The following is a 24,133-nucleotide window of genomic DNA, read 5'->3' as shown; positions in this document are numbered from 1 at the left end:
AAAGAAGAAAAATGAAGAATATACTATTAGTAAGTACCGTATTATTTGCACTTATGTTTATGAGTTGTAACGATGGCCAAAAATCTGAACTTGGGCATAACGAAGCTGAAGGCGTATCAAAAACCGAAGCTGCTGGCGAAGATGCACACGGCGAAGAAGGTCACGACGAAGAAGAAGGAGGCCATAGTGAGGAAGAAGGCGTTGTAGAACTTACAAAGCAACAGGCCGAAACCATCGGTTTGGAAATGAAACCTCTGGAGGAACGAAATTTAGGGAACAACATTAAGGTAACAGGAACGCTGGAACTTTACCCACAGGACAAGGCGAACATCAGTCCGTTTGTTGGTGGAAATGTGAGTTCCATAAAAGTTGTGCCAGGAGATAATGTAAGCAAAGGACAGGTGCTTGCGTATATTGAGCATCCAGATATCATTGCAATGCAACAGGATTATCAGGAAAAAAATGACGAACTGGTCTTTTTGAAACAGGATTTTGAGCGCAAGCAGATCCTTTATGACAAAGGTGTTTCTTCTGGCAAGGAATTTCAGATGGCACAGTCAAAATTTCGTTCCACAACATCCAGTGTCAATGGTTTGCGGTCCCAATTGAGATTGTTGGGCATCAACCCGGACAAGGTGGCTGAAGGCCAAATATATTCCGCAGTTCCCATTACCACACCCATAAGTGGCTATGTGGATGAAGTAATGATTAGTCTGGGCGATTATGTGGCACAACAATCCAAAATGTTCTCAATAAGCGATAATTCAAAGATTTATGTAAACTTTAAAGTATATGAGAAGGACATAAAGCAAATCAAGAAAGGGCAACAGATATATTTTTCAACGGCTTCTCGTCCAGATGAACTGCTTAAGGCAACCGTTAGGTCTGTTGGCAAAACCTTCAATACTGACCCAAAAGCATTGGAAGTTTTGGCAGATATTGAGAACAAGGATAAAAACCTGTTGCCGGGTATGTACGTGGAAGGACGCATAGTGCAGGGCGAGAAAAAAGGTTTTGCCGTACCGGAAGCTGCCATTATAAAAGAAGGCGAGCAATCCTTTATTTTTATTTTGGATGAAGATGAAGAAATGGAAGCGAACAAAATGAAATTTAAAATGGTACCCGTAACGGTTGGACTAACTGATTTGGGCTTTGTTGAAGTCAATCTTCCTGCCGAAGTTTCAAAGGACGCCAAAGTTGTCATAAACGGAGCTTATAACCTCTCTTCGGAAATGGTTAAAGGCGAACTGGAACACGGACATTAATTCAATAATAATCAAAGATTTTGATTCCGAGTTTGTTTATCGTCTTAATTAGTTAGTTAAAAATTAGAAAATAGGCTCGGTTCAAAATCGATTAAAAATTTAAAAAATTAATAATATGAAGGAAATAAAAGCATTTATAAAACCGAACCGAATCCAAAGAGTCATTGAAGCACTATCAGATAATGGATTTGAAAGTATGACCCTTTCACAAGCAGAAGGCACTGGCGCATTCAAGTCAAAAGGTGCAAGACCGTCGCTGGATTTTCACGTGACAGATAGTCCAGTGGTTAAGTTGGAACTGGTCTGCCAAAATGAGGAAGCCCAAGCGGCCATTGAAACAATTATAGCCAACGCCAAAACCGACGGGCCTGGAGATGGTATTATTTATATAGCAAATATTGAAGATGCCTTTCAGATTAAAACTGGAGATTCCTTAAAACGGTACGACCTATAAAACACTTTGTTGCAAATGGAAAAAATAGTCCAACTACTGGAAAGCAAAGGGATACGACCTACGGCTATGCGCCTAATGACTTATAAACGTTTGGTGGAATTAAAGGTAGCCATCAGTCTTGGCGATTTGGAAAAGGATTTTAAGGTCAGTGAAAGAAGCACCCTATTTAGGACTATGAAAGCGTTTGAAGAAAAAGGTATTGTGCATCAAATTGAGGATGGGACAGGTGTTATAAAATACGCCCTTTGCGAAGAGAATTGTGAGTGCGAGGTCGGCAACGACCTTCATTTGCACTTTCATTGCAACAACTGTAATGAAACGGTCTGTTTAACAGAGCATAAAATCCCGCATATCAGCTTGCCTGATGGCTACATTACCGAGGACATTAACCTGGTGGTAAAGGGCATTTGCGAAAAATGCAGCGACAATCTGGATTAAACTTTTGGTTTTTAAATTCAATTATCATTTATAAATAATGAGCAATGATATCAATCTATAAAAAAGAGGCTACTGTATATATGGTGGCAGAGAATAAGCTGGATGCCAAGGATTATGAAAACTTGATACCGGTCTTAATAGAACATATAACTGCATATCAGGAAGTTTCTTGGTACATCGAAATGCATAATTTTGAAGGCTGGACGGCAAACGCATATTGGAAGGGCATTGAATTAAATCTTCCGAATGAAACGCATTTAAAGCGTGTTGCTTTAGTGGGTAGCGTTAAATGGCAGGAGCAATTTACCGAGGCATTGCTTCCTTTTTCAGAAGCTCATATAAAATTTTATAAGCCAGAAGAAAAAGACGATGCCAAAGAATGGATAAAAAAATAGTAAAAAATGAAAAAACTACAGCTAAAAATCCCGGTAATCCTTCCGCAAGTTCCTAACGAAAAAGATACTTGTGTTGAACGGCTTATAAAAGAATTACAGGCTAAAGAGGGCATCGAAAAAGTGCACGTTGCAGATATAAAAGAAGATGCCACGCCACAGCTCTGTTTTCATTATGACCCCGATATCATTTCCATCGACCGCATTCAATCCCTCGCAGAACAGACAGGTGCCGAGATTACCGAAAAATATGGGCATTTGCTCATTAAGGTAAAAGGAATCAGACATACAAGACAGGCACGTTCCATAGAGAAAAGCCTTTTGGCAATCAATGGGGTTTTGGAGGCTTCCGTTTCGGCCTCTGGAATGGTTCGCCTTGAGTTTGATAAAAAGCAAACAAATTTTGATGAAATAAGTAAACAGATTGAAAAGGAAGACCTTCAGGTTCAGCGGAGTTCTTCAAACGAAAATAATTACACCGAAGCATCCAAAAAAAAACAGGAACGTTCAAAGAAGGAAGATACTAAAGAGCAAACTTCCACAGAGGGCCACGAGCACAAGGAGGGCGAGACCCACGAGGAAGGAGAAGAGCACGCCCACGGTGGGGTTTTCGGTAAAAATACGGAGCTTATTTTTTCCATTATCTGTGGGGCACTTCTCGGGATAGGTTTCGGGCTTTCTTATGTGGAATCCATCCCGGATTGGGTCAGTCTTACTTTGTACATTGGCGCGTACTTTTTCGGTGGTTTCTTTACGGCCAAGGAAGCGGTTCAAACTGTGGCCAAGGGTGGTTTTGAAATTGATTTTTTAATGCTGGTCGCTGCCATTGGTGCCGCCATTCTGGGAGAATGGGCAGAAGGTGCACTGTTGTTGTTTTTATTTAGCCTTGGGCACGCCTTGGAACATTACGCAATGAACAAAGCAAGAAAAAGCATTGCTGCGCTTGCAGACCTTGCACCAAAAACAGCATTGCTTAAAAAAGATGGCAAGACCGAAGAAGTTGGAATTGAGCAATTGAGTATTGGCGATATTATAGTGGTCAAGCCCAATAGTAAAATATCCGCAGATGGCGTCGTGGTCAACGGAAAAAGCAGTGTAAACCAGGCCCCTATTACTGGGGAAAGTGTACCCGTGGATAAACTTCCCGTGGAAGATACAGGCAGGGACTATTCGGCAGACGATGATATCAAGGATGAAAATCGGGTATTTGCCGGAACTATCAACGGTAATAACACGCTGGAAATAAAGGTAATCAAAGAAGCCAAAGACTCTACCCTGTCCCGACTGGTCAAATTGGTCAACGAGGCACAGACCCAGAAGTCCCCCACGCAACTGCTGACCGATAAGTTCGAAAAATACTTTGTGCCATCCGTACTGATACTGGTTGGTATCCTACTCTTTGCCTTTCTGGTCATTGACGAACCGTTTAGTGCCAGCTTTTATCGTGCAATGGCGGTATTGGTAGCTGCAAGTCCCTGTGCACTGGCCATTTCAACACCAAGTGCCGTATTGAGCGGTGTGGCAAGGGCAGCACGTGGCGGCGTGCTCATCAAAGGTGGGCGACCACTTGAGGATTTAGGGGTCATAACCGCTTTGGCTTTTGATAAAACAGGCACGCTTACCGAAGGCAAGCCCAAACTTACCGAAGTAGTACCATTGGGGGATATTGAAGAAAATGAACTGTTAAAGATAGCCGTTGCCGTTGAAAACTTGAGCGACCACCCTTTGGCCAAAGCCGTCGTAAGGGATGGGAAAGAGCGTCTGAAAGGTACTGATATTATCGATGCGTCAGATTTGGAAGCAGTTCTCGGAAAAGGTATCAAAGCTTCTTCGGGCAAGGATAAAATCTATATTGGAAACCTTGACTTGTACGAAGACCTCGATGAAGCAAAACCATCCGAAGATATATCGAATAAAGTAAAAGAACTTGAAGGTGGTGGAAATACTACGATGCTCATAAGAAGGAACAAAGAATATATAGGTATCATCGCCCTGATGGACACCCCACGGGAAGCGGCCAAGGAAACACTGAAAAAATTAAAGGAAATCGGTATCAAGCGGATGATAATGCTAACCGGGGATAATCAAAAGGTTGCCGATGCCGTTGCTAAAGAAATTGGGTTGACCGATGCCTGGGGAAGCCTGTTGCCAGAGGAAAAGGTAGATGCCATTAAAAAATTAAAAGAACAGGAATCCAAAGTCGCAATGGTAGGCGACGGTGTGAACGATGCCCCTGCAATGGCAAACAGCACAGTAGGTATCGCAATGGGTGCAGCGGGCAGTGATGTGGCCTTGGAAACTGCAGACATTGCCCTAATGGCCGATAAATTGGAAACCCTGCCCTTTGCCATAGGCTTGAGCAGGAAGGCAAAGGCAATTATCAAGCAAAACCTTTGGGTAAGCCTCGGTATTGTGGCATTGCTTATCCCATCGACCATTATGGGTTGGGCCAATATCGGTATTGCAGTGGTCATCCACGAAGGCTCAACATTACTTGTGGTTTTTAATGCGTTAAGGCTTTTGGCTTATAAGAAATAGCATCAAATATATGTTTTGAAAAAAGGGTTTGCTTTTGAATTAATATTGCAATGACTAAAACGGAAAAGATACTATTAAATCACGGTATTCGACCTACTCAAATGAGGTTGAAGATATACAAGTTCCTGAAAAGGAAGCAAAGTGCCGTGTCCTTTTCCGATTTGAAAAAGGCTTTTGTTCAAAAGAGCGAAACCAATAAAACAGCAAACAGAACGACATTTTATCGAAATCTCAAGATTTTCGAGGATAAAGGGCTGATTCATCAGATTAATGATGGGGTCGGAGTGGCAAAATATGCTATTTCTGATGAAAACGCCAAAGATAAATACGGTATAGATTTACATCTGCATTTTCATTGTACCGATTGCAGAAGAACAATCTGTTTACCGAATAAGATATCGAAAGAAAGCTTGCCAGACGATTATGAAGTGAGAAATGTGAACCTGATATTAAAGGGAATATGTGAAAAATGCAGGCAAAAATATTAGATGGAAGTTTCAGAATTCTGAACCCTTGGGTCCAATGGTCAGGTTCAGGTTTCTTCCACCTTCTCTAACTTAAAAAATATTATGGCAGAATTAAAAAAATCATTGGGAACAATTCGCCTTACCTTTTATGGAGTAGGCACTATCGTGGGTGCAGGAATATATACTGTCATAGGCGCAGCAGCTGGACAAGCAGGTACCGACCTTTGGTTGAGTTTTGTTTTCGCTGCAATTGCTGCCAGCGTTTCGGCATTGTCTTATGCAGAGTTATCCTCTACCTATCCCAATGCAGGTGCCGAATTCATTTTTGTACGCAAAGCGTTTCCGAAAATTGACATTCCTTCCTTTCTCACTGGCTGGACAATTGCCTTTCACAGTTCTGCCACGATAGCCGCTGTATTGCTGGCCTTTTCAGGTTATTTCAACACTTTTTTTAGTGTGCCTTCCCTATTGATAAGTTATGGCGTATTGATAATTCTTTCATTGATAAGCATTACGGGAATCAAGCAATCATCTACTGCCAATATTATAATGGTTAGCATACAACTTTTGGGATTGTTCATTCTTATTGTGGTCGGGCTTGCAGAAACTGGCCCGCCAAAGGCTGAATTTTTTAAAGTTGAATCCTTTTCCGGTACTTTGGCGGCTACCGCAACCTTGTTTTTTGTCTATACAGGTTTTGAGCATATGGCTGCATTGGGTTCTGAAGTAAAAAACCCTGGCAAGACCATTCCTCGTGCCTTTCTACTGACAATGGTTTTTACAACCGTTATCTATCTGCTCATAGCTTTTACGGTACTTAACATTGCCGACCCGTCAGAACTGGCAAAAGTAGATTCGCCACTTTCACTTGCGGCATCAAATCTCAACAGTTGGTTGCCCGTGACATTGGCGGTCGCAGCACTTTTTGCTACTGCCAATGCGGCCTTTAGCGGTATTATCTCTATCAGCAGGCTGCTGTTTGGAATGGCAAGCGTGGGCGAACTTCCGAAATTTATGACCAAAACCAATGCACATAAAGTGCCGTGGGTTACTACCATTGTGGTTATGGCGGCAGTTGCGGGTTTTATGCTATTGGGCGATATTAAAATCGTAGCGGGAATGTCGTCATTGGGTGCGTTGCTCGTCTTTGTCGCCGTGAACATTGCCCTTATCGTATTGCGTTTCAGAGCACCAGATAAAGACAGGCCCTTTAAAGTTCCTTTATCTGTTGGGAAAGTTCCGATACTGCCAATTTTGGCGATAATCATAAGCCTCTCTTTGGTCATACAATTTGATTGGAAAGTTTATGCCGCGTTTGTGGGAGCGATTGTAGTAGGTATCTTGCTGGATTATTTTTTGGATAAAAGAGAAAAAAAAGATATAGACCCCGAAAAGGAAAAGGAATTGTTTAACCACTAATATATTTTTTATGGACTGGACATTTGAAGAATTTAGAGCAGAGCTTGACACCCTTAATCCATCGGTAAGAAAAAAGGCAATTGAAATTGCGAAAGAATTAATCGAAAAGGAAGACTTTTCAAAAGAAAAGGCCATCAAAAAAGCAATTGTAATGGCTGAAGAATGGTTTTACGATTTAGAAGGATAATAATTAATTAAAAACTATATAAAATGTTACAGATAATTGAGTTAAAGGAAAAAAATATTGTTGCAACAAAAGCTTCGGGCAAATTGAGAAAAGAAGACATCGAAAAAATCCATCCACTTATCCACGCTATACTGGACAAGGGGATGAAGGTTCGTTGGTATTTTGAGATGGACAATTTTACGGGTTGGGACTTGCCTAGTTTATGGGAAGACCTCAAAATGGATACGGCCCACGCCAGAGACTATGAAAAAATAGCAATGGTAGGAGATAAAAAATGGCAAGAATGGATAACCCAATTTATGAAGCCTTTTACCAACGCCGAAATTAAGTATTTCAATATAGACCAAAAGGAAGATGCCAAAAGTTGGATTGAGAGCCAGTAAGCTTACTTCCGTAAAAGACAGACGATGAATAAAAAGAATATTCTTATTACCATACTAATTGGGTTTGCCATAGGTGTTTTTATCCTTCAACCTTTGGGGATAACAATTTTCACGATTAGCAGTCAGAATTATGAAATTAATTGGTGGCTATATTTAATAAATAATTTCATTGAAATTGTGAATATCAATGGGAATCAAATTTTCGAGAATATTCTGTTTGGACTATTAGGTGCAAGTGTTGCTCTGATGTATTATTTCGGTAAAAGAGAAAAGGATATAGATAATAAATAGCGGTAAGTGGTTATGTGAAAGAGTGAAATTTTTTATTTAAAATAAATTAAGTGAAAACTTAATTAATAGCAGGCAGCTTTTATGATGCTTCTTAAAGCAAAATGATTAATAGCATTAAAAGCAAAAGTAGAAGCTGCTTTTTTTTAATTATACAATTAAAGATGGATATTATGAATGTTAAACATTGTATTTTAATAATCTTGTTGGTTAGTTATTATAAAGTAAACGCCCAAAAAATTTATACAACTGAAGAAGGTCATATTATGATGATGACTTTGGTTAACTCTAAACCCGTCAAGGCAGAAAGCCATAAATTGGCCTTATATCTTGATTATGATTCCAAAGTGGTTAATGGTGTACTCGACCTTAAGACTTTATCAACAGATATTCCTGAAATCAATACCATTTTACAACAGCAGGAAGCCCCTTTGATGCTTCGGTTCACGGGCACTATTCCATCACAGGATTTTTTATCAAAACGGCACGACCCTATCAACTTTAATTGGCTGATAGATGTTACTTATCAAGGTAAATCCTTTAAATCACAATTTAAAGCAACCATTACCCATATAGAACAAGGAGTAAGTATGTCCTGCTTGATAAGTGCAACCGGACAATTATTGGTTTCAAATACTGGTTTGGATTTCTTAATAGAGGGTATCGATGATACCATAGAAGTGCAGTTTGCGCAATTGGTGTTGAGATTGGAATAACTGTGAATTAAAATAAAATTATTATCAAACTAATGAAAAAAAAGAAAGTCAATTTAAGAGATTTGAATAAAACTTCTTCAGATACTCACAAGCGCAATGATGCCCACAACCAAAGCAGCGCAGAAAGCATAGGGAAATTTAAAGTTTATGTACCAGCAATTTTCAGCTTTGTAATGCTGATTATTGGCATTGCGATGGATTATTTTGACGTAGCATTTTTTAAAGATTGGATACGTATCGTCTGGTATGCAGTCGCATACCTTCCTGTAGGTTTTCCTGTGATAAAGGAAGGTTGGAACAGCATCAAAAATGGCGATTTCTTTACCGAATTTCTATTGATGTCCATCGCAACCATAGGTGCATTCGCCATTGGCGAATATCCGGAAGGTGTGGCAGTAATGTTGTTTTATGCGGTAGGCGAATTATTCCAAAGTGCCGCGGTTAAAAGAGCCAAAGGAAGCATCAAGGCATTACTGGATGTAAGACCCAATGAAGCTTTGGTTTATCGGGACAACAATTATGTTTCTGTAAATCCCGAAACCGTTGCTATTGGCGAAAAAGTGCAAGTACGTGTGGGCGAAAAAATTCCTTTAGATGGTATTTTATTGTCCGAAAAAGGCTCGTTCAATACCGCAGCATTAACGGGCGAAAGCAAACCTGATACCATTGCAAAAGGCGAAAAAGTATTTGCTGGAAGCATAAACTTGGACGGTGTAATTGAAATAAAAACTACTAAAGAATTTAAGGATAGTTCTATTACAAGAATTTTGGATATGGTGCAAAACGCCACCGCACGGAAATCAAAGACCGAATTGTTCATTAGAAAGTTTGCAAAAATCTATACGCCTATCGTGGTATTCTTGGCAATTGCCTTGACATTTCTACCTTACTTTTTTGTGGACGATTATGTCTTTAGCGATTGGTTGTATAGAGCATTGATTTTCTTGGTTATTTCCTGTCCGTGTGCTTTGGTTATCTCTATTCCGTTGGGCTATTTTGGTGGATTGGGAGCAGCTTCAAAAAACGGGATTTTGTTCAAAGGCGCATCTTATTTGGATGAAATGACGAAGGTTAATACCGTTGTTATGGACAAAACAGGAACTGTAACCAAAGGTGTTTTTAAAATCAAAGAAATAAAAGCCATTGGCTGGAAAGAACCTGAATTTATGAAATACCTAATGGCGATGGAAGAACAATCTACCCATCCCATTGCCAAAGCAATTATGGATTATAAAGCCGATGGCGAAGATTTTCAAGCTTCCGAAGTAAGTGAAGTAGCAGGAAAAGGCTTAAAGGGAACAGTAAACGGCAAAACCGTATTGGTTGGGAATAAACCATTGATGATTTCAAACAATATCGAAGTTCCATCTGAAACCGACAACATTGTAGAATCTATCGTGATGGTTTCCATTGAAGGCAAATTTGCAGGCTATGTAATCATTGCAGACGAGCTAAAGGATGATGCACACGAAGCCATTAAGCAAATTAGGGAATCAGGAATTTCCAAAATCATAATGCTTTCAGGCGATAAGGATTCCATTACGCAACAAGTCGCAAAAGAAATGGGCATCGATACCGCAAAAGGCGGATTGCTTCCAGAAGATAAATTGAACGAAGTCGAAAAATTGATGTCCCGAAATGACGGAAGAGTAGCTTTCATTGGCGATGGCATCAACGATGCCCCAGTATTGGCAGTAAGCGATGTTGGTATAGCAATGGGCGGCTTGGGAAGTGATGTAGCGATAGAAACGGCAGACGTTATCATCCAAACAGACCAACCGAGCAAAATTGCAAAAGCTATTAAAATTGGTCGTTCAACCAGACGTATTGTATATCAAAATATTGCGCTTGCTTTTGGAGTAAAAGCTGTGGTACTTGTTTTGGGTGCAGGAGGCCTGGCGACAATGTGGGAGGCTGTGTTTGCAGATGTAGGAGTGGCTTTGTTGGCTATTTTAAATGCTGTTAGATTACAGAAGATGAAATGGTAATAATCAAAAACGATGTATCAAAAACAGAGAAATAAAAGAAATAAAAAGGTTAGTAAATCATCGAATAACAAAATCACAAAAAAAAGATAAGTTCAATGGGATTCTTGCAATAATCTTTGTGGTAATAACCGCATTCCTATTATACTATTTTGTGCTAAAAGGGAATATTCATAAGCATTGATTAACTGCGAGAATATAATTTTTGGGGTTACAGCAGATGAAGTGGAAGTGGTTGATTGGTTGGTTGGTTCATAGCAAAAATGATATTCTATGTTAGAAAATAGACGAAATAGACGAGATAGACGAAATAAAAAAAACACTAAAGTACCGTCTGTAAAAAATAGCATTACCAAAAAAGATAAAATAATTTGGATTGGTATTCTAATCGTTGTTATCCTGTTAATCTGCTTTGTACTGTTCTTACAGTTCCTAAAGTATTTTATATCTGTTTAGATACAACGCTTTTGCAATAGATGAACCGAATTCAGCAAATTCTACAAATCATTCAGCAAATAACATAATACATTAAAGTCTTTTAATCCTGAAATTTGCAGAGTGCAAATTAGAATAGGACTATGGAGACAATTAACATATTTGAAACCAAAGAGAAAAACCATAAGCAAGGAATAAAAGAATCATTCCCAGTTACAGGAATGACCTGCGCATCGTGTGCAGCGAGTGTTGAATCTGTGTTAAAACACACAGACGGTGTATTTGATGCAAGCGTAAACTTTGCGAGCAGTTCTGTTCTTGTAGAGTACGACAAAGAGTTGAGTCCTAATCAGCTTCAAAATGCACTTCGCGAAGTTGGCTATGATATTATCATTGATGCGGAGAATCCTTCGGAAGTACAACAAGAACTACAGCAAAAGCATTATCAAGACATAAAAAATCGCACTATTTGGTCAGCCATTTTAACGCTGCCCATTTTTATTCTGGGAATGTTCTTTATGGCTTGGGAACCCGGAAAATGGATATCGTTGGTGTTGACCGTTCCAGTTTTATTTTGGTTCGGTCGTAGCTTTTTTATCAATGCTTTCAAACAGGCCAAACGTGGCAAGGCGAATATGGATACCTTGGTCGCCTTGAGCACAGGTATTGCCTTTCTCTTCAGTGTTTTCAACACCCTCTTTCCTGAATTTTGGTTGAGTCGTGGTATTGAGCCTCACGTATACTATGAAGCCGCTACGGTCATTATAACCTTTATTTCCTTGGGAAAATTATTGGAAGAAAAAGCGAAATCCAATACCTCTTCAGCCATCAAAAAACTGATGGGCTTACAACCTAAAACATTAAAGATTATTGAGAATGGCGAAGAAATTGAAATCCCCATTTCATCTGTTCAGGTAGGGCAAACTATTCTTGTAAAACCCGGAGAGAAAATTCCTGTTGACGGATTGGTATCTAAAGGAAGTTCTTATGTTGACGAAAGTATGATTACAGGAGAACCCGTTCCCGTAGAAAAGATAAAGGATGAAAAGGTGTTTGCAGGAACTGTAAATCAAAAAGGTAGCTTTCAATTTACTGCTGAAAAAGTAGGTGGCGAAACCCTGCTTTCCCAAATCATAAAAATGGTTCAGGAAGCACAGGGAAGCAAAGCACCTGTGCAAAAACTGGTCGATAAAATCGCAGGAATATTTGTTCCGATTGTATTAGGGATTTCTGTTATTACCTTTATTGTTTGGATGTCGGCTGCAGGCGATAATGCATTTTCACAAGCCTTGTTGACATCTGTAGCAGTATTGGTTATAGCCTGTCCTTGTGCGTTAGGTTTGGCAACACCTACTGCCATTATGGTGGGTATTGGTAAAGGTGCAGAAAACAATATTCTTATAAAAGATGCCGAGAGTTTAGAACTCGGTCATAAAGTGAATGCGGTCATTCTCGACAAAACAGGCACAATTACAGAAGGGAAACCGTTAGTAACTGATATACTTTGGATGGATAAACTTGAAAATCAAAATCAATACAAACAAATTCTTTTGGCAATAGAAGCACAATCAGAACATCCTTTGGCGGAAGCGGTAGTCCATCACTTAAAAGATGAAAATATTGAAAAAGCTGAAATTGCTTTTTTTGAAAGTATTACAGGAATGGGTGTAAAAGCTCAAACAGAAAATGGTTCACAATACTATGTTGGAAACCATAAATTAATGCTTGAGAAAAATATTCAAATCGACGCTTCCTTAATGCAAACAGCAGAAAGTCTCGAAGAGCAAGCGAAAACAGTTATTTTCTTTGGTAATGAAAAGCAAGTGCTGGCGATACTCGCCATTGCAGACGAGATTAAGGAAACTTCAAAAAAGGCCATAGCAACGCTTCAAGAACGAGACATTGAGGTCTATATGCTTACAGGAGATAATAATAAAACCGCATCTGCTGTCGCAAAACAAGTAGGAATAACAAATTATCAAGGCGAAGTAATGCCTTCGGAGAAAGCAGCTTTTGTTGAGAAATTACAAGCTGATGGAAAAACAGTGGCTATGGTTGGTGATGGTATCAACGATTCCCACGCTTTGGCGCAGGCCAATGTAAGCATCGCAATGGGAAAAGGTTCGGACATTGCAATGGATGTTGCAAAGATGACATTGATAACGTCAGATTTGCAATCCATTCCCAAAGCATTGGAACTATCAAAAAGAACTGTGTTGGGCATACGTCAGAATCTATTTTGGGCATTCATCTATAATCTCATTGGTATTCCAATTGCAGCAGGCGTTTTGTATCCAGTAAATGGGTTCTTATTAGACCCAATGATAGCAGGAATGGCAATGGCTTTCAGTAGCGTGTCTGTAGTTCTAAATAGTTTAAGGCTTAAACGAGTAAAACTTTAATATTAATTATAAATTCAAATACAATGAAAACTTTAAAATTTAAAACAAATATCAATTGTGGTGGTTGTGTATCAAAAGTGACCCCTTTTTTAAACAAGCAAGAAGGTGTAGAAAGTTGGGAGGTGGATACCGCCAACCCAGATAAAATTCTAACAGTAGAAAGCGATGGTGCTTCAGAAGAAGATGTAAAGGCTACATTGCAAAAAGTAGGCTTTAAAGCGGAACCTGTAGATTAATACCTCGGTATAATATGGTTTATATTTTAATTTTGGTTGTAATTCTTCTGTTTGCTATTCATTTTTATCGAAAAGCGAAACGGCATAGTGTAAAGCCATTTCCAGAGCATTGGCACAAATTATTAATGGAGAATGTTCTTTATTATGAAAATCTTTCTAAAGGCAGGCAACTTGTTTTTCAACAAAGAATGATGCAGTTTTTAAGTGAGGTTTATATAGATGGAGTACAGTTTGAATTGGAAGAATTAGACAAAATTTTAATTGCAGCAAGTGCGGTAATTCCTGTTTTTGGTTTTAAAGAATGGCATTACACTAATTTAAGTGGCATCCTCTTGTATCCAGATAATTTTAATGAAGATATACAATTTAGCAGTAAGGATAACTCACGCAGTATTGGTGGAATAGTAGGGAACGGACGTTTTGAGAAGCAAATGATTTTATCTAAAAAAGCATTGTACCACGGTTTTAAAAATACAACCGATAAAAGTAATACGGGCATACACGAGTTTGTGCACCTTATTGATAAGCTGGATGATAGTACGGATGGCGTTCCAGAACGATTATTAGAACATCAATATGCAATACCTTGGCTGAATTTAATCCATAAGGAAATGGAAGCCATAAACGACAATCATTCTGATATCCGAAAATATGGTGGTACAAACCCAAGCAGAATTCTTTGCGGTAGCTTCAGAGTATTTTTTTGAGCGTCCAGACTTGCTTAAAAAGAAACATCCAGAACTTTATAGAATGTTAGTGAAGTGTTTTAATCAAAAACCAATCAGTTGAAATATGTTAGGTCTTTCGACGAATGTTATATGTTATAATAAGAACAACCTAATTACACTCTTATAACATTGTAAACCTACCACTGACTTTAAATCTTTTATGTAATTGATGATAGGCAAAACAGCAAACCTCAAGTTTATGCTCCACCCAACAATTATTTCAATTCTTACCTCTCATAACTTGATGCGACGCCAACTATCTCTAGGTTAATTATTTAAGAGTACCTGTCTTTATAATATGGATTCTGCGATACATTAAAATTTCAACCGATTAATAAATACATCGTACCCCCAATTTGAGGATGCCTGTACTTTGTTAATGTTTTCCCACAGGATAAAACATTGATTTGGTTTTCGGAGAAAGATTTAGGAAAAATAGTTAAAAGGCATATTCTAAATAAGCATTTAATTTTATTTTTGAACACCGCTTCCAAAATAATTATTATTATGCATTTCAATATGGAACCCAGAATTTTTAAGGAAGAAGAAAAATAATAAATAGAAATATATGCAATTACCACAAAGAGTACCTCAACATATTTCTGAATCAACATCGTTCAAAATATTTGCAAACCACATTCCGGATAATTGGATAGTTAGGGACGTTACTGAAAGAGATTATGGTATCGACTGTTATGTAGAATTGGTAAATGAGAAAAATCAATTAACAGGAGATTTAGCATCAATACAACTCAAATCTAAAGAGAATATAAATTGGAATTTGGATAATACATTGACTATTTCCAATATAAAAATATCGACAAGTAATTATTGGTATCACTTTCCAGTACCAGTATTTCTCTGTGTGACGGACAATGAAAAAAAAGAAATGTATTTTATTTCAGTCAAAAATTTCATAAAAAAGAATTTTTTTGCTTTCGCTAAGCAAAAGACCTTTAATTATTCTATATCAAAAGATATGGACTTTTTTGATAAAAAAGCGGGATCATCACTTTTCAGATTGAGATATGCTTTTCAAGATTCAAGAAATCTCTTTGAAAATGAAATAAAAACATTCTTATCAACATTGGAACATTATCATAATTTTCAAGATGAGCATAGTTACAGGGATTATCATTTGCCCATAGAATCTGTGGATTTAATCTTTTTTGAAGCGATGCATCGAAATTACTTTTTTATTGCTGATTATTTATTAATTGAGCATCCAATTCTGTCTTTAAGAGAGTTGAAATTAAAAAGCAAACAGGTTTTTAAAGATGACTATTACGAACTCTATGAACACGATTTAGCTCAAGTAGTAGAAGATTTTAGAAATTTATCCTTAAAAATAATCAAGGGTCTTAAACAAAAAGTTGAAGCTGAAAAAGAGTATTGGATTACCATCGATTTAAACCTATTTAATTACGTTACTAATATAAAAGATAACGGCGAGCTGCCACACTATTGATTTTTTAATTAGAGTATCTGGTAATTTAAATTAACCTTGAAATACTGTACTAAAGAAAATTAAAAATAAATAACCAAAACAATTTCAATAGCTTTGTGAATCATCCATAGTTATCACAATAGTTATGTTAAGCACCGTTGAAATAAAATCCTTGATTGCATCTGGAGAGGGCTATAATGTGGAATTCAAGAGAAATATTCCAAACAAGGTCAAAGAGGTCACAGAAGAAATCTGTGCCTTTGCCAATGCAGCAGGAGGCACTATTTTATTAGGTGTGGATGACAATAATGTTATTCAAGGAATTACTTTCAATAATGCAAAGCACTCTGCACTTCAAAATTCAATAAACGAAATAACACCTGCATTACATTGTGAAATCTATCCGTTAGAGGTTGATGGTAAAGAGTTGGTGCTAATTGAAGTGCCTTCGGGCGAAAGCAAACCTTATGTACTTTCGGGTGCTATTTATGTACGCCAAGGCCCTAATTCCCAAAAACTAACAACGGTTGAGGAAATGAGGGATTTTTTTCAACAGGCCGATAAAATATATTTCGATGAAGCACCCTGTAAAACCATTGATATAGTACAAGATATTCCTGATGCCAATATTATTCAGTTTAGGGATTTGGCAGGTTTAAATTCCACGATTTCCAATGAGCAGGTTTTTCAAAATCTTAAACTGATTACAAAAGAAGGTTATCTTAAAAATGGTGCCGCTTTGTTTTTCGCAAAAAACCCCGAAACGTTTTTTGAAAAAGCAGTAATTCGTTGTATTGCCTTGGATGGTATTGACAAAAGATACATTGTTGATGATAAGACAATGGCAGGAACGCTATATCAACAATTCCTTCAAGCGATGGCTTGGCTTAAAACAAAGCTTAATGTTCGATATGATATTGAGGGTGTAGGTTCACAGCCACGTAAGGAACTCTGGGAAATTCCCGAAACAGTGTTTAAGGAAGCAATCATCAATGCGCTGGCACATAGAGATTATTATGATAAAGGTGCGCGTATTTCCATTGAAGTTTTTACTGATAGAGTTGAAGTTTCAAATCCTGGCGGACTTGTTAGTGGCATTCCTAAAAATGAATTTGGAAAAAGAAGTTTAAGTAGAAATCCTTTGATATTTGGTCTATTTGAAAGAATTAGAATGGTAGAACAAGTAGGTTCTGGTATCAGTAGAATGAGGGATTTAATGGTAGAAGAAGATTTAACGCCACCTGAATTTAATACTGAAGGTATATTTACTGTTACATTTAGAAGACCTTTTGATTTTGATAAGTGGGTAGATAAGTGGGTAGATAATCTTACTGATAATAGAGTTGGAATTATTAGAGCTATTCATAAAGATAATAAAGTTTCTAAAAGAGAACTTGAAGATATAATAGGCTTAAGTCCTACTGCCATTGATAATAATATTGATGCTCTAAAAGATATTGGTCTTATTGAAAGAATGGGTGGAGCAAAAGGTGGCCATTGGAAAATTAATTACATACTTCCTTAAGTGGGTAGAAAAGGTGGGTAGAAAATCTATTGTTAAATTAAAAGTTAGAAATGAAGGTATGTTTTATAGAATATGGGTGTAACAATTAAAATGCCATTAACTTTCGAGGTCTGCTTTCCTGAAGAAGAACAAAAATCCATAGACCATTATTTGAAGGATTTAGGCAAGGATATGCGATTGTTAATGGGTTCTTTTCTATTGGGAATTAAAAATAGCGGTTCTAAATTTTCTGGTCTTACAGGCTTTTTGCCAGAATATTTTTCAGAAGCCAATTTTCAATTTGCAGATAGTGTTTATAAACGGATGGTAATTTTTGCAAGGGAAAATGATTTCGATATAGAAAGTTTTGAAGTCCTATATCCAATGAGTAGTCTTACCTATTTTGAGTACGTTTACGATAATCCAGCCGAATTTGATAATAAGGAATATAGCAGAGAGGAATTTTTAGATATTGAAATCAATTTTTTCAAGGCCTACACTGTTTTCAATCAAAAAACAATTACGGAACGAGGTAAGGATTTAGCACAAAATTTTAAGGAATATGATATTAATGGCAATCTCACGAATTTTTTCATAGGAAATAATCTGCACAGTTTCGATATTACAGACTACCAAATAAATAAGGTGTTTTACTGTCAATTTTTGAAAGCCTACAGTTTCTTTGAGTTTTTAGAATCATTTCAAGGTAGCGAGCATCTAATCAAGGCATTTTATAATTATTATGATGTCCCAAATTTCAAGAAGTATCTTCATAAATTATTGGGTATTGTTTTTCCCGTGCTAACCGCAAAAAGAGAGGCTCAAACTGAAATACATCTGGAGGCTGACAAGCAGGAAGAACTCTCATTGTTTATTGAGAAACATATAAAACTGGATGATGAAAGGTTAACCGATTTTGATTTTACCAAAACTCGAAGTTATCCGCTCTATAAAATAGATGAAGGAAAATATAGAATTATCTATCCATTATTTGTGGTGGAAATGATTTACAAAGGCTTGTATTTTCGTTTTAAGGACATCAATGCCACGCTTCCGGAAAACCAACAGTTAAAAAACCTTTATGGCATTAAAAATTTAGAATTTTCTGAACAATATTTATTGAATCAAACACTTAAGAAGATATTTGGTAATAGATTTATACAAAAGTCCGGTAAGGAATTGGATGCAGAGTTTGAAGGAGCACCGGATTATTATGTGCGCAATGGCAAAAGAATATTTTTGTTTGAATCGAAGGATGTTCTTTTAGGAAAGGAAATAAAGCAATCTACCAACTATTATGAAGTATTGGAAAAGCTTAAAATAACCTTTGTAGAAAATGAAAAAGGCAAGGCTAAAGCAGTGTTGCAACTTAAAGACACCATAAGAGAGATATTGACCCAATCACTTTCATTTGATAAAAACGCACCCTCTGAAAAAGCCCATATATATCCAATATTAATTGTCCATTACAGAATGTTCAATACGCCAGGAATGAATAAGCTAATTGATGGGTGGTTTAAAAATGCACTCACAATTTTAAATAAAGAAGGTTTGAATGTAGAAAATGTAAGAAGTCTTATCATTATAGATATGGACACTCTAATTTATAACAGCCACTTTTTTGAAACCCGCAAACTTTCTTTTGAAGATTGTCTGTTGGAATACCATACCAAGTATTTGAATATAAATTTGAAAAACCACCGCTTCAAAAACCAACAACAAGTTGACGATATTATTAGTGAGAGCTATGCCTCTTTCGCCCACTACCTCGATAACAAAATTGACGACAAATTTAGAAGGCCAAAACCAACAGAATTATTGGAGAAAATGATAAGTGTAGTCACAAAATAAAATTTTCATTATGAATTATGAATACCGTATTTGTTGCTTTATAGATATTTTAGGTTTTAAATCGCATATTGATTCTACTGTTGATGATTCTGGAAATGATGTCGAGGATAAAATAAAGAGCATAAAACAAATTATTGATATCGCCAATAAAATTTTAATAGAATATGATAGTGGCATTTCAAAATCGAAAATGGTAACACAGTTTTCTGATTCTATTGTAATATCATTTAGAATTGAGGAAACAAGCGAAGTGTTTTATTCTCTAATTGATTTGCTTCATATTGCTTTTGAACTTGCAAATAACGGATATTTGACCAGAGGCGGTGTGAGCGTAGGCAAACTGTTGCATACAGAAAATCATATTTTTGGACCTGCACTTGTGGATGCTTACATTCTTGAGTCCCAAAAAGCGATTGACCCAAGAATTATTATAAGTGAGGAAGTTATTGAGATTGGCAAGGAATATAGGATGCCTCATAATTCATTGGAAGATGAGACTGAAAGCATAATGAGTTGTCTATCTTTAGATGATGATGGTTTTTATTACATAGATTATATTACACAGGCTAATGACGAATTGGATGAACCAAATTATGATTTAGTCCCATATTTAAAAAAATTGAAAAGCCTGATAGAGATTGGGTTGAACTCTAATTCAAATAGTGTCATTACTAAACACGAATGGCTTAAGAAAAAATATAATAATTATCTTACACAAATTCAGGAAAACATTAAAGACTGGAAACATATTGATAACGACCGACAATTATTACTTGATTTTAAAAATCTCACTTTAATAAAAGATTAAAGTTATTATGCCCCACCTTCGGCACTTACTCATTCACTCGTTCCGTGCCTACACTCATTCATTCCCAAGAGCCTTCACTTCCGCGCAGTACAGGCTGTAATTACATATAAAACAATAGTGACAAATAGATTTTGGTTAATGTAATTACACCCAGTACTTTTTGCCTTTGCGCAAAAACCAGAAAATAAGTCTATTCTGGAAAAGATTCCCTACAAAGAAATTCATTTAAAATACGTTAAGCACATTCCCGCTTCATTCCATTCCGGGGAAAGAGCTTCACTACAAAAAGTCTTGGACCCAACCCCAATTTTGGTTTTGCATTCCACTTGCCCTTCCCGCCCCAAAACTTCGGGACTGGGATGGGACGCTTCATTTCCAAACAAAAATTGTGAATTAAGTCCGCTTCATCGGAATATCATTTCTGCGTTTTGTATCGCTTCTGCAATCAAGTTGTAGGTTTCCTTTTTTTGCTTAAATCTTTTTCGCTTTCGATCTCTGTTAACAACTGTTTATATCTTTTTCCTTTCATTTAGCTGACTTTTCTTAAATTAGACAAATATTGACAAGTCTAAATATATCTAAAATGACGTTTGGCGAATACATTAGGAAATTGCGAGAACAAAAGCACTTATTACTTCGTGAAGTAGCATCACAAATGGATACCGATACAGCTTTATTAAGTAAAATTGAACGTGGCACACGCAAAGCCCGAAAAGAGCAAGTGGAAGCTTTGGCAACCGCTTTAAATGAAAATAAAATTGAGTTGATAAAAATCTGGATGGCTGATAAGATTGTTGATATGATAATGTATGAAACGAATAGTGAGGAAATCCTCAAAATCGCTGAAGAAAAAATCAAGAAATTGACCAATCAAAATGAGTAGTTTATAAAATCTGACTATATGATTACAGTATTGACCCCAGATGTGGAGTATTACCATTACGAAAAAAATGGAAATATTGCTAAACAGTTTTTTTCAGGTGCAACGAGTTTCCAAAACTGTATGTTGGAAAGTGAAGTGCCATTTATTTTTAATTCAAATGGAAATAGAATGTTGGTATCAACAGATAAAAAACTTAAAGTTCCAGCTGGGATTGAGTATGTATTATTAGCGTCAAAAAAGCCAACCAAAAAAGACTTTATTCGTTCAGAACTTCCAATTACACGATGGATAAAGCATCCTTCCATATCTATAAAAAGTCCGTCAGAGGTAAAAGAATCGTGGTTTGGAAATTTTCATTTTATAAAAGAAGATTTAGAGAAAAATATAAATGGTTTAAGACCACCACAACTTGGTGCCTTATATTCAATATTATCGCATATACAAAATCAGAGCGATAAAGGAATTGTTGTTATGCCAACAGGAACAGGTAAAACTGAAACAATGATTTCAGCATTAATTGCCAATCAATGCGAGAAGTTGCTTATATCAGTTCCATCGGACGCTTTAAGAGAGCAAATATTCAAAAAGTTTTTTACACTTGGCTTGCTCAAAGATTTTAATATAGTTGCCGCAAGTGCATTGAATCCAATTGTGGGATTAATTACGAAAAAGTTTAAGAGTGAGGACGAACTTCAAAAATTTCTTTCAAATGTAAATGTAGTTGTTACTACAATGAGCATTCTATCGGGTTCAGAACAAGCCCAGAAGGCAACAATGAGTGATGTTTTTTCTCATTACTTCATTGATGAAGCGCATCATTCGGAAGCTAAAACTTGGCGAGATTTTATTGATTTATTCGATAAAAATAAAGTGTTTTTATTTACTGCTACACCTTTTAGAAATGACCAGAAGAAGCTCGATGGAAAGTTCATATTTGAATTCTCTTTAAAAGCAGCACAGGAACAAGGCTATTACAAAAAAATTGTATTTAAACCAATAAGGGAATATAATATTGAAAGCGCCGATAAAGCGATTGCAGAAAAAGCAATTTCTGTTTTAAGGGAAGATTTGTCGAAAAATTTAAACCACGCACTACTTGCAAGATGCAAAACGAAAAATAGAGCAAAAGAGGTTTTTAAATTTTATTCCACACATTCTGATTTATCCCCTGTTTTGGTATATACAGGAATTGCGGGACTGAAACAGAAAATAGAGAATATAAAACTTTTAAAGCATAGAATAATTGTTTGTGTTGATATGCTTGGCGAAGGGTTTGATTTACCAGAATTGAAAATTGCAGCCATCCACGATGACCGACAAAGTATTCCAATTATGCTTCAATTTATCGGAAGATTTACACGAACATCTGGAAATAATATTGGGGACGCAACATTCATAACGAATACAGCTTATCCACCTATACAGCAAGAACTTGATGAACTTTATGCCAAAGGAAGTGATTGGAATGCATTACTTCCTAAAATAAGTGAAGGAGCAACCAAAAGTCAACTTGATATTCAAACGTTTTTAGGAGGTTTTAAGAATTTGAAAGAATCTGAAATACCTTTTGAATCAATTAGTCCAGCGTTGAGTGCCGTAGTTTATAAGGTTACTTGTGAACAATGGAATCCAAATAATTGGAAGGAAGGTATTGCAAATATTGAATCTTATGAGCATCAATTCAGTGATGTAAACGATAATGAGAAAACTTTGGTGGTCATTTTAGGTAAAACTGGAAGGACAGATTGGGGAACTTTTGATTCAGTTAAAAATTTGCAATGGGAATTATTGGTAGTGCATTGGGATAAAAGGAAGGAAAGTAACCTGGCATATATTCATACATCATTCAAATCTTTAAAAAGTGAAAAATTGATAAATGCTATTTTCAATGAGCCAAATTCAATTATAAACGGAATGAATGTTTTTAGAGTTTTTCACGATGTTAAACGATTGAGACTTTATAATTTTGGTGGCCGCAAAGGAATTGGTCAAGATATTAGCTATCAATCTTTTTTTGGTAAAAATGTAGAAGATGGAATAAAACAGCTTGAACAAGGAACATTAAAGAAGAACAATGCTTTCGGTACTGGATATACTTCAGGCGAGCAGGTTTCCATAGGTTGCTCTGTAAAAGGTAAAGTCTGGGCATATCTTCGAGGTAATTTAAAAGAATTGAATGATTGGTGTGAAAATTTAGGAAGCATACTTATCAATGACACTATTAATCCAAATATATTTTTAAAAAACACTATCATTCCAATAGTTATTACAAGTCGTCCAACAAATACACTTCCAATAGCTGTAGATTGGAATGCTGAAATTTATAGGCATCCAGAACACCGATATTCATTCAAAATAAAAAGTAATCAGAAAACATATGACTTATCCAATTCTGAATTGAATATAATTGATACAAAAGTTGAAAATCCAATCAAATTTTCTTGGGATTGTGATGACTTAAGTATAGAATTTGAGATTATTTTAGGTTCAAAATTACTTGATGGTGTCCCTGTGCCAAATTGTAAAATAGTAAAAATTGGTAACGATGATGCAACTGTGAGCTATGGCAGTAAAGTTGAGAAATTAGAAGAATTTTTAAATGACTTTCATCCTATAATCTTTTTTGCAGACGGTTCACAACTTGAATTAAATTATTATTTCAAACCAAAAGACCCAGTTGAAAATTTCGACAAGGATTTATTACAGAGTTGGAATTGGGATGGTGTGTCTTTGAATAAGGAATCAATGGGCATTGCACCCTATATTCAAGATTCTATTCAATATCAATTCATTCAGAAGATAAAAGATGATTACGACATAATTTATGACGACGACGGTTCAGGGGAAATTGCCGACGTGGTGGCCATAAACAAATCAGAAGGAAAAATAGATATACATCTATTTCATCTGAAATATGCGAAAGGCGGTAAAGTAGGTAATAACATTGACAATTTTTATCAAGTCTGTGGTCAAGCGCAAAAATCCTTAAACTGGAAATATAGGGAAGGAAAAGAATTGTTTGTTCATCTCTTTAAGCGAATAATTAAAAAAGAAAAAGATAAAGAATGCTCAAGACTTATAAAAGGTACAGAAGAAGAGCTTGAATTGCTTCTCACAGCTGTTAAATGGAATCTTGATACAAAGTTTCATATTTACATAGTCCAGCCATCGTTATCAAAAGTAAATGCTTCAGATAGTATTTTATCATTGTTAGCTACAACAAGCCATTACCTTGCTACAGTAGGCGATGTTAATTTGCAAATAATAAGTAGCAAGTAATAAAATAAAAAAGCTTTATTCTTTTAAT

20 protein-coding genes and 1 pseudogene are annotated in these 24,133 nt (G+C 36.4%); all 21 read left to right on the top strand.

Annotated elements, in window-relative coordinates; genetic code table 11:
- The first annotated feature begins 11 nt into the window (after positions 1–11).
- The 21 genes and pseudogenes from MB09_RS03745 to MB09_RS03650 all read left to right on the top strand — a co-directional run bounded on the left by MB09_RS03745 (position 12) and on the right by MB09_RS03650 (position 24,105).
- On the top strand, positions 12–1,265 hold the full coding sequence (locus MB09_RS03745) for an efflux RND transporter periplasmic adaptor subunit (RefSeq protein WP_045079775.1): 1,254 nt from the start codon (positions 12–14) through the stop codon (positions 1,263–1,265).
- A 115-nt stretch (positions 1,266–1,380) separates the two neighbouring features.
- Positions 1,381–1,719: a P-II family nitrogen regulator gene (locus tag MB09_RS03740; RefSeq protein WP_045079539.1), complete on the top strand. Its 339-nt coding sequence runs from the start codon at positions 1,381–1,383 to the stop codon at positions 1,717–1,719.
- Positions 1,720–1,734: 15 nt separating this feature from the next.
- Complete coding sequence (locus MB09_RS03735; RefSeq protein WP_045079538.1) at positions 1,735–2,157, top strand: Fur family transcriptional regulator; 423 nt, start codon at positions 1,735–1,737, stop codon at positions 2,155–2,157.
- A 44-nt stretch (positions 2,158–2,201) separates the two neighbouring features.
- Positions 2,202–2,552, top strand: coding sequence for a SpoIIAA family protein (locus MB09_RS03730; RefSeq protein WP_045079537.1), 351 nt, complete (start codon positions 2,202–2,204; stop codon positions 2,550–2,552).
- Between the two features lie 6 nt (positions 2,553–2,558).
- On the top strand, positions 2,559–5,087 hold the full coding sequence (locus tag MB09_RS03725) for a heavy metal translocating P-type ATPase (RefSeq protein WP_045079536.1): 2,529 nt from the start codon (positions 2,559–2,561) through the stop codon (positions 5,085–5,087).
- A gap of 50 nt (positions 5,088–5,137) precedes the next feature.
- The gene (locus MB09_RS03720; RefSeq protein WP_045079535.1) at positions 5,138–5,575 is read left to right on the top strand and encodes a Fur family transcriptional regulator; all 438 of its coding nucleotides are present in this window, start codon (positions 5,138–5,140) and stop codon (positions 5,573–5,575) included.
- A gap of 81 nt (positions 5,576–5,656) precedes the next feature.
- Positions 5,657–6,973 (top strand): APC family permease, encoded by a 1,317-nt coding sequence (locus tag MB09_RS03715; protein WP_045079534.1) that lies wholly within the window; start codon positions 5,657–5,659, stop codon positions 6,971–6,973.
- Positions 6,974–6,983: 10 nt separating this feature from the next.
- The gene (locus MB09_RS16105; protein WP_165586669.1) at positions 6,984–7,160 is read left to right on the top strand and encodes a hypothetical protein; all 177 of its coding nucleotides are present in this window, start codon (positions 6,984–6,986) and stop codon (positions 7,158–7,160) included.
- A 23-nt stretch (positions 7,161–7,183) separates the two neighbouring features.
- Complete coding sequence (locus MB09_RS03710) at positions 7,184–7,543, top strand: SpoIIAA family protein (RefSeq protein ID WP_045079533.1); 360 nt, start codon at positions 7,184–7,186, stop codon at positions 7,541–7,543.
- 24 nt (positions 7,544–7,567) lie between these two features.
- Positions 7,568–7,834 carry a hypothetical protein gene (locus tag MB09_RS03705; RefSeq protein ID WP_045079532.1) on the top strand — a complete coding sequence of 89 codons (267 nt, stop codon included), beginning with the start codon at positions 7,568–7,570 and terminating at the stop codon, positions 7,832–7,834.
- Between the two features lie 170 nt (positions 7,835–8,004).
- A complete protein-coding gene (locus tag MB09_RS03700) occupies positions 8,005–8,547 on the top strand; it encodes a hypothetical protein (protein ID WP_045079774.1) in 543 nt (180 codons plus the stop codon).
- Positions 8,548–8,579: 32 nt separating this feature from the next.
- Entirely contained in the window at positions 8,580–10,535 is a 1,956-nt protein-coding gene (locus MB09_RS03695; RefSeq protein WP_045079531.1) for a heavy metal translocating P-type ATPase, read from the top strand.
- 575 nt (positions 10,536–11,110) lie between these two features.
- Positions 11,111–13,369 (top strand): heavy metal translocating P-type ATPase, encoded by a 2,259-nt coding sequence (locus tag MB09_RS03690; RefSeq protein ID WP_045079530.1) that lies wholly within the window; start codon positions 11,111–11,113, stop codon positions 13,367–13,369.
- Positions 13,370–13,392: 23 nt separating this feature from the next.
- On the top strand, positions 13,393–13,605 hold the full coding sequence (locus MB09_RS03685) for a heavy-metal-associated domain-containing protein (protein WP_045079529.1): 213 nt from the start codon (positions 13,393–13,395) through the stop codon (positions 13,603–13,605).
- A gap of 14 nt (positions 13,606–13,619) precedes the next feature.
- Positions 13,620–14,394 (top strand): annotated as a pseudogene (locus MB09_RS03680) (M90 family metallopeptidase).
- Positions 14,395–14,901: 507 nt separating this feature from the next.
- Positions 14,902–15,801, top strand: a complete 900-nt coding sequence (locus MB09_RS15400; protein WP_052671281.1) for a DUF4365 domain-containing protein — start codon at positions 14,902–14,904, stop codon at positions 15,799–15,801.
- A gap of 124 nt (positions 15,802–15,925) precedes the next feature.
- Positions 15,926–17,305 carry an RNA-binding domain-containing protein gene (locus tag MB09_RS03670; RefSeq protein WP_045079528.1) on the top strand — a complete coding sequence of 460 codons (1,380 nt, stop codon included), beginning with the start codon at positions 15,926–15,928 and terminating at the stop codon, positions 17,303–17,305.
- A 90-nt stretch (positions 17,306–17,395) separates the two neighbouring features.
- A complete protein-coding gene (locus MB09_RS03665) occupies positions 17,396–19,135 on the top strand; it encodes a hypothetical protein (protein ID WP_131459808.1) in 1,740 nt (579 codons plus the stop codon).
- A gap of 10 nt (positions 19,136–19,145) precedes the next feature.
- Positions 19,146–19,943 (top strand): hypothetical protein, encoded by a 798-nt coding sequence (locus tag MB09_RS03660; RefSeq protein ID WP_045079526.1) that lies wholly within the window; start codon positions 19,146–19,148, stop codon positions 19,941–19,943.
- A gap of 583 nt (positions 19,944–20,526) precedes the next feature.
- Positions 20,527–20,826: a helix-turn-helix domain-containing protein gene (locus MB09_RS03655; RefSeq protein ID WP_045079525.1), complete on the top strand. Its 300-nt coding sequence runs from the start codon at positions 20,527–20,529 to the stop codon at positions 20,824–20,826.
- A gap of 18 nt (positions 20,827–20,844) precedes the next feature.
- Positions 20,845–24,105 carry a DEAD/DEAH box helicase gene (locus tag MB09_RS03650; protein WP_045079524.1) on the top strand — a complete coding sequence of 1,087 codons (3,261 nt, stop codon included), beginning with the start codon at positions 20,845–20,847 and terminating at the stop codon, positions 24,103–24,105.
- The last annotated feature ends 28 nt before the right edge of the window (positions 24,106–24,133 follow it).

The sequence above is a fragment of the Aequorivita vladivostokensis genome (assembly GCF_000952855.1).
GTDB lineage: Bacteria > Bacteroidota > Bacteroidia > Flavobacteriales > Flavobacteriaceae > Aequorivita > Aequorivita vladivostokensis.
The sequence above is the reverse complement of the archived record's forward strand: the minus strand, read 5'-3'. Positions and strand labels throughout refer to the sequence as shown.

What these genes read in the sequence shown, in the direction of transcription:
- MB09_RS03745 (WP_045079775.1), top strand. Translation starts at nt 12, where the DNA reads ATGAAGAATATACTATTAGTAAGTACCGTATTATTTGCACTTATGTTT.
- MB09_RS03740 (WP_045079539.1), top strand. Translation starts at nt 1,381, where the DNA reads ATGAAGGAAATAAAAGCATTTATAAAACCGAACCGAATCCAAAGAGTC.
- MB09_RS03735 (WP_045079538.1), top strand. Translation starts at nt 1,735, where the DNA reads ATGGAAAAAATAGTCCAACTACTGGAAAGCAAAGGGATACGACCTACG.
- MB09_RS03730 (WP_045079537.1), top strand. Translation starts at nt 2,202, where the DNA reads ATGATATCAATCTATAAAAAAGAGGCTACTGTATATATGGTGGCAGAG.
- MB09_RS03725 (WP_045079536.1), top strand. Translation starts at nt 2,559, where the DNA reads ATGAAAAAACTACAGCTAAAAATCCCGGTAATCCTTCCGCAAGTTCCT.
- MB09_RS03720 (WP_045079535.1), top strand. Translation starts at nt 5,138, where the DNA reads ATGACTAAAACGGAAAAGATACTATTAAATCACGGTATTCGACCTACT.
- MB09_RS03715 (WP_045079534.1), top strand. Translation starts at nt 5,657, where the DNA reads ATGGCAGAATTAAAAAAATCATTGGGAACAATTCGCCTTACCTTTTAT.
- MB09_RS16105 (WP_165586669.1), top strand. Translation starts at nt 6,984, where the DNA reads ATGGACTGGACATTTGAAGAATTTAGAGCAGAGCTTGACACCCTTAAT.
- MB09_RS03710 (WP_045079533.1), top strand. Translation starts at nt 7,184, where the DNA reads ATGTTACAGATAATTGAGTTAAAGGAAAAAAATATTGTTGCAACAAAA.
- MB09_RS03705 (WP_045079532.1), top strand. Translation starts at nt 7,568, where the DNA reads ATGAATAAAAAGAATATTCTTATTACCATACTAATTGGGTTTGCCATA.
- MB09_RS03700 (WP_045079774.1), top strand. Translation starts at nt 8,005, where the DNA reads ATGAATGTTAAACATTGTATTTTAATAATCTTGTTGGTTAGTTATTAT.
- MB09_RS03695 (WP_045079531.1), top strand. Translation starts at nt 8,580, where the DNA reads ATGAAAAAAAAGAAAGTCAATTTAAGAGATTTGAATAAAACTTCTTCA.
- MB09_RS03690 (WP_045079530.1), top strand. Translation starts at nt 11,111, where the DNA reads ATGGAGACAATTAACATATTTGAAACCAAAGAGAAAAACCATAAGCAA.
- MB09_RS03685 (WP_045079529.1), top strand. Translation starts at nt 13,393, where the DNA reads ATGAAAACTTTAAAATTTAAAACAAATATCAATTGTGGTGGTTGTGTA.
- MB09_RS15400 (WP_052671281.1), top strand. Translation starts at nt 14,902, where the DNA reads ATGCAATTACCACAAAGAGTACCTCAACATATTTCTGAATCAACATCG.
- MB09_RS03670 (WP_045079528.1), top strand. Translation starts at nt 15,926, where the DNA reads ATGTTAAGCACCGTTGAAATAAAATCCTTGATTGCATCTGGAGAGGGC.
- MB09_RS03665 (WP_131459808.1), top strand. Translation starts at nt 17,396, where the DNA reads ATGCCATTAACTTTCGAGGTCTGCTTTCCTGAAGAAGAACAAAAATCC.
- MB09_RS03660 (WP_045079526.1), top strand. Translation starts at nt 19,146, where the DNA reads ATGAATTATGAATACCGTATTTGTTGCTTTATAGATATTTTAGGTTTT.
- MB09_RS03655 (WP_045079525.1), top strand. Translation starts at nt 20,527, where the DNA reads ATGACGTTTGGCGAATACATTAGGAAATTGCGAGAACAAAAGCACTTA.
- MB09_RS03650 (WP_045079524.1), top strand. Translation starts at nt 20,845, where the DNA reads ATGATTACAGTATTGACCCCAGATGTGGAGTATTACCATTACGAAAAA.